Genomic DNA, 13,297 nt, shown 5'->3' on the forward strand with positions numbered 1-13,297 from the left:
CAGCGAAGGAGCGATGCGGTGAGCACCGAGCGATCCGATCATGAGGTGGCCGAGCGGCAGCGGCGGCGTGCGCGCCTCGCCGTCGCCTCGGTCGCGGCCACCGTGCTGCTGGTCGGCGGCGGTGGCGCGTACTTCGCCGCGACCGCGTCCGGCGGTGGCGGCCAGGGCGGCGACGGGGCCCCGGCGGGGGACGGCGGCGATCCGCCGCCGCTCGCGCTCGACGGCTATACGGGCGCTGACCGGCAGGGCGAGGGCGCCCACAAGGGCACGGACGGCACGGGCGGGACCGCCGGCATCGCGCCGGGCGAGCCCGACCCGAGCGGCGCCAGGTACAAGGCGACCGGCAAGCTGCCCAAGGGCCCGGAGTCGGCCTCCGTCCACCACGCGCGCGGCGAGGTCACCCGCGCCGAGGTCACCGCGCTGGCGAAGGCGCTCGGCCTCTCCGGGACGCCGACGTCACGCGACGGCGCCTGGCGGGTGGAGCAGGACAAGGACGGCTCGGGCCCCTCGCTCCAGGTGACCAAGCAGGCGCCCGGCACCTGGACATACTCCGGGCACGGCACGGGCGGCACGGACAACTGCCCGAAGGCCAAGCCCTGTTCGGCCACCTCCCCCCTCCCGAACGGCGACGCGGACGACGCCGTCGGCGAGAAGGCGGCCAAGAAGGCGGCGGCGCCGCTCCTCAAGGCGCTCGGCCAGGACGACGCGAAGCTGGACGCCCGCCAGCTCATGGGCGCCGTGCGCGTGGTGAACGCCGACCCGAAGGTGGACGGCCTGCCGACCTACGGCTGGTCGACCGGCGTCCAGGTCGGCCCGGACGGCCAAGTGGTGGGCGGCAGCGGCCAGTTGAAGGCGCCGGTGAAGGGTGCCGAGTATCCGGTGATCGGCGCCCGGGAGGCACTGGACCAGCTGAACTCGACCCGCGGTGACGGGCGCGTCGGCATCGGCGGCTGCGCGACTCCGGTGCCGCACGCCGACGACAGCACGAAGACGGAGGGCGGCTCCACCAAGGCGGAAGGCGGCGCGGAGCAGGCGCCCTGCGAGCCGTCCTCCACGCCCCCGAAGCCGCGTTCGATCGCCGTCAGCGGCGCCACGTTCGGGCTCGCGACGCACTTCGTGGGCGGCAAGCAGACCCTCGTACCGTCATGGCTGTTCGAGGTGAAGCCGCAGGGCGCGACGGACACCTTCACGGTGACGCACCCGGCGGTCGCCCCCAAGTACCTGACGTCGCCGAGCACTCCGGGCACTCCCACGCCCCCCGGGGAGCCGGAGAAGCCCCGCGCCAAGGGCTCGGTGCCCATCGAGTCCTACAGCGCCGACGGTAAGAAGCTGACGGTGCACTTCTGGGGCGGCGTGTGCAGCGAGTACTCCGCGTCCGCGCGCGAGGACGGCGACCGCGTGAGGGTGACCGTGAAGGAGACCAAGCAGGAGGACAAGGTCTGCGTCATGGTCGCCAAGAGGCTCTCGGAGACGGTCACCCTGGGCAAGCCGCTGGGTGAGCGCGAGGTCGTGGACGCCTCCGGCGAGACGGTGAAGCGGAAGTAGCGGGTGAAGCGGAAGTAACGACCGGCGCATACGACGGCGGCGGCTCCCTGGACTTCCAGGGAGCCGCCGCCGTCGTACGTATGCCCGCAGACTCAGCTGAAGGAGTCGCCGCAGGCGCAGGAGCCGGTGGCGTTCGGGTTGTCGATCGTGAAGCCCTGCTTCTCGATGGTGTCGACGAAGTCGATGGAGGCGCCGCCCAGGTAGGGAGCGCTCATCCGGTCGGTGACGACCTTGACGCCGTCGAAGTCCTTGACGACGTCGCCGTCGAGCGTGCGCTCGTCGAAGAACAGCTGGTAGCGCAGGCCCGAGCAGCCGCCGGGCTGGACGGCCACGCGCAGCGCCAGGTCGTCCCGGCCTTCCTGCTCCAGCAGGCCCTTCACCTTGGCCGCGGCGGCGTCCGACAGGAGGATGCCGTCGCTCACGGTGGTGGTCTCGTCCGATACGGACATCTGCTTCTCTCCCGGGTTGTACGGAGACTGCTTGCCGACGGTTGCAACCGGCGGGGCCGCGGATTCATTCCGGGCCGAGCGCTTACGTCTTACCCCTTCATGCTCGCACATGGTTCTCCGTGGGGCGCCGGGCATGGGACCCGCGAATTCGTCACATCGACAATATGGCCATCGTCAAACTGACGTGAAGCGGTTATGATAGATAACGTCAATTAGACGAAAAGGCTCGTCTGCTGAAGAGAAAGGGTGCGTGTCGTGACCACCGCCCAGTCCCCCGTGGACCTCGTGGACCTCGTGGACCTTGAGGTTCAGCCCACGCCGCTCGCGCTGCTGCTGCTCGGCCGCGAGGCCGACCCCAAGAGCGAGCGCGGCGTGGAGTGCCCCGGCGACCTGCCGTCCCCCTCCGACCCGGACCTGGTGGAGCGTGCCCGGGCCGCCAAGGAGAAGCTCGGGGACAAGGTCTTCGTGCTCGGCCACCACTACCAGCGCGACGAGGTCATCCAGTTCGCGGACGTGACCGGTGACTCCTTCAAGCTGGCACGCGACGCCGCCGCGCGGCCCGACGCCGAGTACATCGTCTTCTGCGGTGTGCACTTCATGGCCGAGTCCGCCGACATCCTGACCGGCGACGACCAGAAGGTCGTCCTGCCCGACCTGGCCGCCGGCTGCTCGATGGCCGACATGGCCACCGCCGAGCAGGTCGCCGAGTGCTGGGACGTGCTGACCGAGGCCGGCATCGCCGAGCAGGTCGTCCCCGTCTCGTACATGAACTCCTCGGCCGACATCAAGGCCTTCACCGGCAAGCACGGCGGCACGATCTGTACGTCGTCGAACGCCAAGCGCGCCCTCGAGTGGGCCTACGCGCAGGGGGACCCCGCGTCGACCAAGGTGCTCTTCCTGCCCGACCAGCACCTCGGCCGCAACACCGCCGTGCGCGACATGGGCTTCTCGCTCGACGACTGCGTGGTCTACAACCCGCACAAGCCGAACGGCGGCCTCACCGTCGAGCAGCTGCGCGACGCGAAGATGATCCTGTGGCGCGGGCACTGCTCGGTGCACGGCCGCTTCTCGCTGGAGTCGGTCGAGGACGTGCGCGCGCGGATACCGGGCGTGAACGTCCTGGTGCACCCGGAGTGCAAGCACGAGGTCGTGGCCGCCGCCGACTACGTGGGCTCCACGGAGCACATCATCAAGACCCTGGAGGCGGCGCCCGCCGGCTCGAAGTGGGCCATCGGCACGGAGCTGAACCTCGTACGCCGTCTGGCGAACCGTTTCGCCGCCGAGGGCAAGGAGATCGTCTTCCTCGACAAGACGGTCTGCTTCTGCTCGACCATGAACCGCATCGACCTGCCGCACCTGGTCTGGACGCTGGAGTCGCTGGCCGAGGGCAACCTCGTCAACCAGATCCAGGTCGACCGCGAGACCGAGCAGTTCGCCAAGATGGCGCTGGAGCGGATGCTGGCGCTTCCGTAACCGGTCTGCATGCGTAAGGGGCGCCCGCCATTGGCGGGCGCCCCTTACGGCGTTCTCCGGGCCAGTCAGCCGCGGGTCAGACCTTCGCCGGCTCCGGGTCGGTCGAGTCGGTGCTCTGCGGCGGGAGCCCCGCCTTCTTCGCCCGCCTCGCCTCGCGCTTGGCCCGCCTGCGCTCCTTGCGCAGCTCCACCATCGCGTACAGCGTCGGGACGAGCAGGAGGGTGAGCAGCGTCGAGGTGACCAGACCGCCGATCACCACCACCGCGAGCGGCTGCGCGATGAAGCCGCCCTGGCCCGTGATGCCGAGGGCCATCGGGAGCAGCGCGAAGATCGTCGCCAGGGCCGTCATGAGGATCGGGCGCAGCCGGTGGCGGCCGCCCTCGATGACCGCGTCGACGATCCCGTAACCCTGCGCGCGGTACTGGTTGATGAGGTCGATCAGCACGATCGCGTTGGTGACGACGATGCCGATGAGCATCAGCATGCCGATCATCGCGGGGACGCCCATCGGGGTGTCCGTGGCGACCAGCAGGCCGATCGCGCCCGTCGCCGCGAACGGGATGGAGACCAGCAGGATCAGCGGCTGGACCAGGGAGCGGAAGGTCGCGACCAGCAGCATGAAGACGATCGCGATCGCCGCCAGCATCGCGAGGCCGAGGGAGGCGAAGGCCTCGTCCTGGTCCTCGGAGACGCCGCCGATCGAGGCCGTGGCCCCGGCCGGGAGCTTGAGCGCGTCCAGCTTCTTGGTCAGCTCGGTGCTGATCGCGCCCGTGTTGTCGCCGGTCGGCTTCGCGGTGATCGTCGCGGCCCGCGCGCCGTCGATGCGGGTCATCGAGACCGGCCCCTCGGCCAGCTTGACGTCGGCGATCTCGCCGAGCTTCACGCCGGGGCCGAGCGGCAGCCTCTTCAGCTCGTCCAGCGTCTTCGCCGGCTTCGCCGACTTGATCACCACGTCGCGCTCGGTGTCGTCCAGAACGGCCTTGCCGCTGGTGGTGCCGCGCACCGCCTGGGCGACGGCCTGGCCGAGGGTGGTCTCGTCGAAGCCGGCCTCGGCCGCCTTGGCGTTCGCCTTCACCGAGATCCTCGGGACGCTCTGCGACAGGTCGCTCTGCACGTCGGTGACGTCGTCGAGCTTCGCGACCTCTTCGCGCACCTGCTCGGACGCCTTGCGCAGCACGTCGCCGTCGGCGGCCTTCACCACGACGCTCAGGTCCTGGTCGCCGAAGCCGTCACCGGCGGCGACGGTGGTCCTGCCGATGCCGGAGAGCTTGGCCAGCTCCTTCTCGACCAGGTCCTGCGTCTCCTCGTACGCCGCCTTGTCCTTGAGGGTGAGGGTGTACGAGGCCTGGTTGGTGTCCGTGCCGCCGCCGAAGGCGGCCATGAAGCCGGAGGAGCCGACCGTGACCTGGTAGTCCTTGATCTCGTCGAGGCCGGAGAGCATCTTCTCGATCTTCTTCGCCGAGGCGTCGGTCGCGGCGAGGCTGGTGCCGGGCTTCAACTCCTGCTTGACGGTGAGGACTTCCTGCTCGCCCTCGTCGAAGAAGTTGGTCTTCAGGAGCGGCGCCATGGCGAACGTGCCGACCAGGACGGCGAGCGCGATGGCGAGGCTGGTGAGGCGGCGGCGGGTCGCGAAGCGCAGGACCGGGACGTAGATCCGCTGGAGTCTGCTGCGGCTCTCCTTCTCCTCGGCCTTGCGGCGGGCCTCCTCCGGGTCGACGCCCCGGATCGCCTTGGGGGCGCGCAGGAACCAGTACGAGAGGACGGGTACGACGGTGAGCGAGACGAGCAGGGAGGCGAGGAGCGCCGCCGTGACCGTCAGCGAGAACGAGCCGAACAGCTCACCGACCATGCCGCCGACCAGACCGATCGGCAGGAAGACGGCGACCGTGGTGAGCGTCGAGGACGTCACCGCTCCGGCGACCTCGCGCACGGCCCTGAGGATCGCCTGCTCGCGCTCCTCGCCGTAGCCGAGGTGGCGCTTGATGTTCTCCAGGACCACGATCGAGTCGTCGACGACGCGGCCGATGGCGATGGTCAGGGCGCCCAGCGTGAGCATGTTGAGGGAGAGGTCGCGGGTCCACAGCACGATGAGGGCGAGGATCACGGACAGCGGGATGGAGACCGCCGTGACCAGCGTCGAGCGGATCGAGGCGAGGAAGACCAGGATGACGAGGACCGCGAAGAGCAGGCCGAGCGCGCCCTCGGTGGTGAGGCCCTCGATGGACTTGGAGACGGCCGGGCCCTGGTCGCTCGTGACGGTCAGCTCGGCGCCGGAGCCGAGGTCCTCGCGCAGGTCGGGCAGCTTGTCCTTGACCGCCTTCGAGATGGCGACGGCGCTGCCGTCGTGGTCCATGGTGACGGAGACGGCGAGGCTGGGCTCGCCGTTGGTGCGGGTGAGGGAGGCGGTGGTGGCCGGCTTCTGCTCGACCGTGGCGATGTCGCCGAGGCGCACCGGCTTGCCGGACCGCTCGCCGGGGGTGGCCTCGGGCGTGACCCGCAGCTCCTCGATCTGCTTCAGCGAGGTGAAGCCGCCGCCGACCTGGACGGTGCGGTTCTTGCCGTCCTCGTCGAAGGAGCCGGCGGGGAGCGTGGCGCCGCCCGCCTGGAGGGCCTTGCCGAGCGCGGCCGGGGTCAGGCCCGCCTGGGCCAGCTTCTTGTCGTCGGGGGTGACGTCGACCTGGAGGTCGCGTACGCCGTCGACGGTGACCCGGCCGACGCCGTCGATGTCCTTCAGGGAGGGCACGACGGTGCGGTCGAGCTGGTCGGCGAGGGCCTGCTGGTCCTTGTCGGAGGTGACGGAGAGCACGACGGTCGGCATGTCGTCGGTGGAGCCCGCGACGACCTGCGGGTCGACGTCGTCGGGGAGTTCGGCGCGAGCGCGGTTCACGGCCTGCTGGACGTCGGAGACGAGCTGCTCGGAACCGTCGCCGTAGTCGAACTGGGCCATGATCACGGCGTTGCCCTCGCTCGCCGTGGAGGTGATGCCGGTGATGCCGTCGACCGTGTCGATATTGCGCTCGAGCGGCTCGACGACCTGCTTCTCGACCACATCGGGGGACGCGCCCTGGTAAGGGGCGATCACGGACACCATGGGGAGTTCTATGGAGGGCAGCAACTGCTGCTTGAGCTGCGGAATCGCGATCGCCCCGAAGGCGATCACGATGATCGACATCAGTCCGATCAGGGCCCGCTGGGCGAGGCTGAACCTGGACAGCCAGGACATGGGGGGTCTCTCTCTGTGGCGTGAGCGGCGGGGGCGGGCGGTCCGGGCCCGGAGTGGGCCGACCGGACCGGCCGGGCCGGAGAGTTGGGGCCCTCCGGCCAGCGGTGGTACGCCCCTCTCACCCTGGGCCATCCGGGAGGCGCGAGCCCTCGCCCCCAGGACCATTTCCTTATGCCGCCCCTACTGCGGGTGCAGTACGCCGCCCCTGGCATCACTCCACCCTTGGACGTACCAGCCCCGACTCGTAGGCGATGACGACCAGTTGTGCCCTGTCGCGGGCGCCGAGCTTGGCCATCGCGCGGTTCACATGGGTCTTCACGGTGAGCGGGCTGACCTCCAGGTGCTCGGCGATCTCGTCGTTCGAGTAGCCGCCCGCGACCTGGACGAGCACTTCGCGCTCCCGGCCGGTGAGCGCGCCCAGCCGCTCACCGCGCACCGACGCCTCCCCGTCCGAACCCTCGCCCTGCGCGAGGAACTTGGCGATCAGCCCCTTGGTCGCCACCGGCGAGAGCAGCGCCTCGCCCGCCGCCGCGATCCGGATGGCACCGAGCAGTTCATCGGGCTCCGCGCCCTTGCCGAGGAACCCGGAGGCCCCCGCGCGCAGCGACTGCACCACGTACTCGTCGACCTCGAAGGTCGTCAGCATCACCACGCGTACGTGCGTCAGGGCCGGGTCGGCGCTGATCATGCGGGTGGCGGCGAGGCCGTCCGTGCCGGGCATGCGGATGTCCATCAGGACCACGTCGGCCCGCTCGGAGGCGGCGAGCCGCACCGCCTCCGCGCCGTCGGACGCCTCGCCGACCACCTCCATGTCGGGCTCGGAGTCGACGAGCACCTTGAACGCGCTGCGCAGCAACGCCTGGTCGTCGGCGAGCAGTACGCGGATCGTCACGCCGTCTCTCCCTTTGCCGTGGTGACGGGGGCGACGGGCAGGATCGCATGGACGCGGAAGCCGCCGCCGTAGCGGGGACCCGCCGTGCAGCTGCCGCCGAGCGCCGTGACGCGCTCGCGCATCCCGAGCAGGCCGTGGCCGCCGCCGTCGGTGTCGCCCTGCCCTTCGCCGTCGCCGCCCTTGCCCTGGCCCTGGCCCGGGCCGTCGTCGATGACGGTGACCTCCACGTTCGGGCCGACGCGCACGACGCTGACCTCGGCCTTGGCGTCCCGTCCCGCGTGCTTGCGCACGTTGGTGAGCGCTTCCTGGATGATCCGGAACGCGGCGAGGTCGACGGCCGCGGGCAGATCGAGGCCGACCTGGCCGAGTGCCACCTCCACCGGCAGGCCCGCGTTGCGGAACGTGTCGACGAGTTCGTCGAGCCGGTGCAGGCCCGGGGCGGGCTCGGTGGGCGCCTCGGGGTCGCCGGTCTGCCGCAACAGGCCGACGGTGGCGCGCAGTTCGTTGAGCGCGGAGCGGCTGGCGTCGCGTACGTGCGAGAGGGCTTCCTTCGCCTGGTCGGGCCGCTTGTCCATGACGTGCGCGGCGACGCCCGCCTGCACGTTGACCAGGGCGATGTGGTGGGCGACCACGTCGTGCAGATCGCGGGCGATGCGCAGCCGCTCCTCGGCGACGCGGCGCCTTGCCTCTTCCTCGCGGGTCCGCTCGGCCCGTTCGGCGCGCTCCCTTATGGCGTCCACGAAGGCGCGGCGGCTGCGCACCGCGTCGCCCGCGGCGGCGGCCATGCCGGTCCAGGCGAAGATGCCGAGGTTCTCCTGGGCGTACCAGGGCAGCGGTCCGGAGAGCATCGCGACGCCGGTGAGGCCCGCCATGGTGACCAGGCCGATCCGCCAGGTCGTGGAGCGGTCGGTGGTGGCGGCCACGGTGAAGAGCGCGATGACCGCGCACATCACGACGGGCGCGCGGGGGTCGCCGGTGAGCAGTTCCGTGATGGAGGCGGCGCAGGTCACGGCGAGTACGGACCAGGGGGCGCGGCGGCGGAAGAACAGGGCGAGGGCGCCGAGGGCCATCAGGAGCAGGCTCGGGGCGTCGGGGGTGCGGGTGCCCCAGGTGGGGCCGTGCTCTCCGTAGGGCTCGGCGAAGGAGCCGATGACCATGCAGACGAGGACGACGGTGGCCAGCGCCGCGTCCACCGCCAGCGGGTGTGTCCGGGCCCAGCAGCGGCCTTTGCCTAGCGTGGTCAACTTCCCGCTCTTCTGTTGATTCTGCACAGCCCCGCGCCGCTCGCGGGGCGCTTCGGTCAGCCCGGGATCAAGCCGTCGTCGCTCAGCATCTCGCGGACCTCGTCGAGGGTCGCGTCCGGGGAGGGGAGAATCAGCTCGGACGGTTCGAGGGCGTCGTCCGGGAGGGGTTCGCCCAGCTCCCGGACCTTGTCCAGGAGCGCGTGGAGCGTGGAACGGAAGGCGACGGAATCGCCGCCCTCCATCTCCTGGAGCAGCTCGTCGTCCAGCTTGTTCAGCTCGGCGAAGTGGCTGTCGGCCAGCTTCACCTGGCCCTCCCCCATGATCCGTACGATCATGTCGTCCTCCTCGGACGTGAGCGGTACCCGTGCCGCATGGAACTACCGCTCGTCGAAGCTACTGCTTGTCGAAGCGCGGGGTGTCCTGCGGCTGCTGCGACTGGGGCCGGCCCTGGCCGCCCTCGATCGCCTGCTGCCCACCGCTGGAGCCGCCCGCCAGCTCCGCCTTCATGCGCTGCAGTTCCAGCTCTACATCAGTACCACCGGAGAGGCGATCCAGCTCGGTCTGGATGTCGTCCTTGGCGAGACCGGATGAGTCGTCGAGGGCACCGGAGGCGAGCAGTTCGTCGATCGCGCCGGCCCGCGCCTGGAGCTGCGCGGTCTTGTCCTCGGCGCGCTGGATCGCCATGCCGACGTCGCCCATCTCCTCGGAGATGCCGGAGAAGGCCTCACCGATACGGGTCTGCGCCTGCGCGGCGGTGTAGGTGGCCTTGATCGTCTCCTTCTTCGTACGGAAGGCGTCGACCTTGGCCTGGAGGCGCTGTGCCGCGAGGGTGAGCTTCTCCTCCTCGCCCTGGAGCGTCTGGTGCTGCGTCTCCAGGTCGGTGACCTGCTGCTGGAGCGCGGCGCGGCGGGAGAGCGCTTCGCGGGCCAGGTCCTCGCGGCCGAGGGCGAGGGCCTTGCGGCCCTGGTCCTCCAGGGTGGAGGACTGCTTGTTGAGCTGGGCCAGCTGCAGTTCGAGGCGCTTGCGGGAGGTCGCCACGTCGGCGACGCCGCGGCGGACCTTCTGCAGCAGCTCCAGCTGCTTCTGGTACGAGTAATCGAGGGTTTCGCGCGGGTCCTCGGCCCGGTCAAGGGCCTTGTTCGCCTTCGCGCGGAAGATCATCCCCATACGCTTCATGACACCGCTCATGGGCTTCGCGCGCCCCCTTCTGACGGACTTCCAGCTCCAGGTACTGCTCAGAACCCACAGTACGGGCCCTGCATCCATTACCGCACTGTTCGCGGGCGGATGCGCTCATCCCCAAGGACGACTGCGTACGGCCCCGCTCCGGCGTAAGGAGTAGGTGCACCCCTGTGAAGACGCCCGGTGTTGCCGGATCGTTCCCCGTGGGACGGGGGTCCATGCCCGCCGCACCACGTACCCTTGGGTTTTGTGTTCCGTAGCCGATCCAAGGAAGAGAAGGCCCCGGCCGCGCAGGCGCCGGTGACCGACTCCAAGCAGCCCCGTGACCCGCAGGCCCCCAAGGGCCGCCCCACCCCCAAGCGCGCCATGGCACAGTCGCAGCGCCGCAGCGTGACCAATACGCCGACGTCGCGCAAGGAGGCGGCGAAGCGGCAGCGTGACGAGCGCCGTGCGCAGATGGCGAAGCAGCGCGAGGCGCTGGCCAGCGGTGACGAGCGGTTCCTGCCCGCCCGTGACAAGGGGCCCGTGCGCAAGTTCGCGCGCGACTTCGTCGACTCGCGCTTCTGTATCGCGGAGTTCTTCCTGCCGCTCGCGGTGATCATCCTCGTCCTGAGCATGGTCCGCGTGCCCCAGCTGCAGAACATCGCGCTGCTGCTCTGGCTCTTCGTGATCGTGCTGATCGTCGTGGACTCCGTCGCCACCGCGTTCCGCCTGAAGAAGCGCCTCGCCGAGCGCTTCCCGAGCGAGAACAAGAAGGGCGCCGTCGCCTACGCCCTGATGCGTACGCTCCAGATGCGCCGGCTGAGGCTGCCGAAGCCGCAGGTCAAGCGCGGAGAGCGGCCCTGACCGGATTCACCGGCGGGGCCACCGCCTGGCTGGCGAAGCTGGGCGGTCTGCGCAATGCCGTACGCCAGGAGCTGGTGGCCCGGCAGCTCGACGAGCAGATAGCCGCGCGCTTCCCCGTGGGGCAGCGGCTGCGGGTGCTCGACGTGGGCATGGGCCAGGGCACGCAGGCGCTGCGGCTGGCCCGCGCCGGGCACAAGGTGACGGGGGTCGAGCAGGACCCCGCGATGATCGCCGCCGCACGTGAGGCGCTCGCCGAGGAGCCCGAGGGCATCCAGGGCCGGGTGCGCATCGTCGAGGGCGACGGCCACCAGACCGGTGTGCACTTCCTGCCGGGCAGCTTCGACGTCGTGCTCTGCCACGGCGTCCTGATGTACGCCGACGAGCCCGACGCCCTCCTTGCGGGGCTGGCCCGGATGCTGGCCCACGGCGGGCTGCTCTCGCTCGTCGTGCGCAACGCGGACGCGCTGGCCATGCGGCCGGGGCTCAGCGGCGACTGGAGCGGCGCGATGGCCGCCTTCGACTCCGTCACGTACCGCAACCACCTCGGTCTCGACGTGCGGGCCGACCGGCTCGACGCCCTGTCGGCGACGCTGGCGGGCATCGCCGCGCCGCTCCAGGTCTGGTACGGCGTACGGGTCTTCACGGACACCGTCCCCGACGGGGCGCCGCTCCCCCCGGAATGGGAGCTGGAGGCGCTGCTGGCCGCCGAGGAGCGGGCCGGACGCACCGACCCCTATCGGCGGGTGGCCGCGCTGCTGCATCTGTGCGGGGTGCGGGACTAGGACTGCGCGGGACCGTGCATGACAGGAGGCGGCGACCGGGGTTCCGGTCGCCGCCTCCTGTCGTGCCGTGGGCCGCTGCGCCTACGCTTCCTGCGCGTCCTGCGCGTGCAGGCTCATCGGGCCGTAGATCTTGTTCTCGTCCTCGAAGAGGGACACCTGGTCGGCGCCGCCGTCGGCCAGCGACTTCCAGTACTCACCGACCCAGGACTCGGCGTCGCCCTGCGTGGTGAACTCCTCGGGCTCCACCGCGGGCTGGACCTCCGTCCCGTCCGCCTTCTCGAACCGCCACGTCCATGCCGCCATGTCAGCCTCCCGAAGGTCCGTGGCGGTCTCATGAGACCGCCTGAATCCGCTTGAAGCCTAGCCGGGCGCGCGGCCCGGGACCCGACGCGGGAGGATCTTCGTGTGGAACTGACTCTGCTCGGCACCGGCGCCCCCGAAGGGCTGCCCCTCCCCGGCTGCCCCTGCGCGGCCTGCGCGACCGCCCTCGGCGACGCGGCGCGCGCCGCCACCGCGCTCCTCGTGGACGGCGTCCTGCTGCTCGACCTCACCCCGGGCGCGGCCTTCGCGGCCGCGCGCGCGGGGCACTCGCTCGGCGGTGTGCGCCAGGTCCTGCTCTCCCATCCGCACGACGGGCCCGCCGTGGAGGTCCCCGCCGGACTCCCTCAGCCCGTACGGGGAGCCGACGGACGGGAGTTGACGCTCCTGACCGGTCACCGGGTGCGCGCGGTGGCGCTGGACGCGCCCGGGTCCGGGTACGAGGTGACGGGACCGGACGGGGAGCGGCTGCTGTACCTGCCGCCCGGCGGGGCGGCAGCCGGTCTCTCGGGGCCCGCGGGGTCCCCCGGGTCCGCGGATGGCAACGGCTTCGGCGTGGCGAACGGCAGGCGTGCCGCGTACGAGATGGTCGTCGCCGACGTCCTCGGCCGCCCCGACGGGCTTGCCCGGCTGCGCGCGGCCGGGGCCGTCGGACCCACCACGGATGTGATCGCCGTCCACATCGGCCACGAGGTGCCGCAGGGCGCGGAGCTGACGCGCCGGCTCGCGGCGGCGGGCGCGCGGGCCGTGCCGGACGGCACGACGCTCGTCGTCGGCGCCTACGAGGAGGTACCGGACGTGCCGCGCCGCACCCTCGTCCTCGGCGGTGCCCGCTCGGGCAAGTCGGTGGAGGCCGAGCGGCGCCTGGAGGCCTTTCCCGAGGTGCTGTACGTGGCGACGGGCGGGACCAGGAGCGGCGACACGGAGTGGGCGGACCGGGTGCACCTGCACCGCGAGCGGCGTCCCGGCTCGTGGCGGACGGCGGAGACCTGCGATCTGGTGCCGCTGCTCGCGCAGGACGGGCCGCCGCTGCTCATCGACTGCCTGTCGCTGTGGCTGACCCACGTCATGGACGAGGTGAACGCCTGGGACGACGCCGAGTGGGCGGGCGGCGGCGAGCGGGCGCTGCGGGGGCGGGTCGCGGGGCTCGCGGAGGCGGTGCGCGCGACCCGGCGCACGGTTGTCGCCGTGTCGAACGAGGTCGGCTCCGGCATCGTGCCCGCGACCGCGTCGGGCCGCCGCTACCGCGACGAACTGGGCCGTCTGAACGCGGCGTTCGCCGCCGAGTGCGAGCACGTCCTGCTGGTCGTGGCGGGCCAGGCGCTCGCGCTGCGCGGCTGACT

At 71.4% G+C, this 13,297-nt stretch carries 12 protein-coding genes; 5 read left to right on the plus strand and 7 right to left on the minus strand.

The window, feature by feature from the left end; genetic code table 11:
- The first annotated feature begins 18 nt into the window (after positions 1–18).
- Positions 19–1,545, plus strand: coding sequence for a hypothetical protein (locus DMA15_RS09670; RefSeq protein ID WP_125512369.1), 1,527 nt, complete (start codon positions 19–21; stop codon positions 1,543–1,545).
- Between the two features lie 92 nt (positions 1,546–1,637).
- On the opposite strand, the gene DMA15_RS09675 is transcribed toward DMA15_RS09670, so the two are convergent.
- A complete protein-coding gene (locus tag DMA15_RS09675; protein WP_030786960.1) occupies positions 1,638–1,994 on the minus strand; it encodes an iron-sulfur cluster assembly accessory protein in 357 nt (118 codons plus the stop codon).
- A 276-nt stretch (positions 1,995–2,270) separates the two neighbouring features.
- Between DMA15_RS09675 and nadA the strand changes: the two genes are divergently transcribed.
- A complete protein-coding gene (gene nadA / locus DMA15_RS09685; RefSeq protein ID WP_125517525.1) occupies positions 2,271–3,467 on the plus strand; it encodes a quinolinate synthase NadA in 1,197 nt (398 codons plus the stop codon).
- Positions 3,468–3,543: 76 nt separating this feature from the next.
- Here the strand turns inward: nadA and DMA15_RS09690 are convergent, their stop codons facing one another.
- From DMA15_RS09690 to DMA15_RS09710, 5 genes are all read right to left on the minus strand, one after another.
- Complete coding sequence (locus DMA15_RS09690; protein WP_125512371.1) at positions 3,544–6,690, minus strand: efflux RND transporter permease subunit; 3,147 nt, start codon at positions 6,688–6,690, stop codon at positions 3,544–3,546.
- Between the two features lie 211 nt (positions 6,691–6,901).
- A complete protein-coding gene (locus tag DMA15_RS09695; protein ID WP_125512372.1) occupies positions 6,902–7,582 on the minus strand; it encodes a response regulator transcription factor in 681 nt (226 codons plus the stop codon).
- Positions 7,579–8,826: a histidine kinase gene (locus DMA15_RS09700; protein WP_125512373.1), complete on the minus strand. Its 1,248-nt coding sequence runs from the start codon at positions 8,824–8,826 to the stop codon at positions 7,579–7,581. Before DMA15_RS09700 ends, DMA15_RS09695 begins: the two co-directional genes overlap by 4 nt.
- A gap of 56 nt (positions 8,827–8,882) precedes the next feature.
- On the minus strand, positions 8,883–9,161 hold the full coding sequence (locus DMA15_RS09705) for a hypothetical protein (RefSeq protein ID WP_125512374.1): 279 nt from the start codon (positions 9,159–9,161) through the stop codon (positions 8,883–8,885).
- Between the two features lie 58 nt (positions 9,162–9,219).
- A complete protein-coding gene (locus tag DMA15_RS09710; RefSeq protein WP_125512375.1) occupies positions 9,220–10,014 on the minus strand; it encodes a PspA/IM30 family protein in 795 nt (264 codons plus the stop codon).
- A 243-nt stretch (positions 10,015–10,257) separates the two neighbouring features.
- On the opposite strand from DMA15_RS09710, the gene DMA15_RS09715 reads away from it, so the two are divergent.
- Entirely contained in the window at positions 10,258–10,854 is a 597-nt protein-coding gene (locus DMA15_RS09715) for a DUF3043 domain-containing protein (protein ID WP_125512376.1), read from the plus strand.
- 74 nt (positions 10,855–10,928) lie between these two features.
- On the plus strand, positions 10,929–11,636 hold the full coding sequence (locus DMA15_RS09720) for a class I SAM-dependent methyltransferase (protein ID WP_125512377.1): 708 nt from the start codon (positions 10,929–10,931) through the stop codon (positions 11,634–11,636).
- Positions 11,637–11,717: 81 nt separating this feature from the next.
- On the opposite strand, the gene DMA15_RS09725 is transcribed toward DMA15_RS09720, so the two are convergent.
- Positions 11,718–11,939 carry a hypothetical protein gene (locus DMA15_RS09725; protein WP_125512378.1) on the minus strand — a complete coding sequence of 74 codons (222 nt, stop codon included), beginning with the start codon at positions 11,937–11,939 and terminating at the stop codon, positions 11,718–11,720.
- Between the two features lie 102 nt (positions 11,940–12,041).
- On the opposite strand from DMA15_RS09725, the gene DMA15_RS09730 reads away from it, so the two are divergent.
- Positions 12,042–13,295, plus strand: coding sequence for a bifunctional adenosylcobinamide kinase/adenosylcobinamide-phosphate guanylyltransferase (locus DMA15_RS09730; protein ID WP_125512379.1), 1,254 nt, complete (start codon positions 12,042–12,044; stop codon positions 13,293–13,295).
- The last annotated feature ends 2 nt before the right edge of the window (positions 13,296–13,297 follow it).

The sequence above is a fragment of the Streptomyces sp. WAC 01529 genome (assembly GCF_003945545.1).
Taxonomy (GTDB): domain Bacteria; phylum Actinomycetota; class Actinomycetes; order Streptomycetales; family Streptomycetaceae; genus Streptomyces; species Streptomyces anatolicus.

Excerpts from the sequence above, each read along its gene's own strand:
- DMA15_RS09725 (WP_125512378.1), bottom strand. The coding sequence starts at position 11,939 with ATGGCGGCATGGACGTGGCGGTTCGAGAAGGCGGACGGGACGGAGGTC.
- DMA15_RS09710 (WP_125512375.1), bottom strand. The coding sequence starts at position 10,014 with ATGAGCGGTGTCATGAAGCGTATGGGGATGATCTTCCGCGCGAAGGCG.
- DMA15_RS09690 (WP_125512371.1), bottom strand. The coding sequence starts at position 6,690 with ATGTCCTGGCTGTCCAGGTTCAGCCTCGCCCAGCGGGCCCTGATCGGA.
- DMA15_RS09675 (WP_030786960.1), bottom strand. The coding sequence starts at position 1,994 with ATGTCCGTATCGGACGAGACCACCACCGTGAGCGACGGCATCCTCCTG.
- DMA15_RS09705 (WP_125512374.1), bottom strand. The coding sequence starts at position 9,161 with ATGATCGTACGGATCATGGGGGAGGGCCAGGTGAAGCTGGCCGACAGC.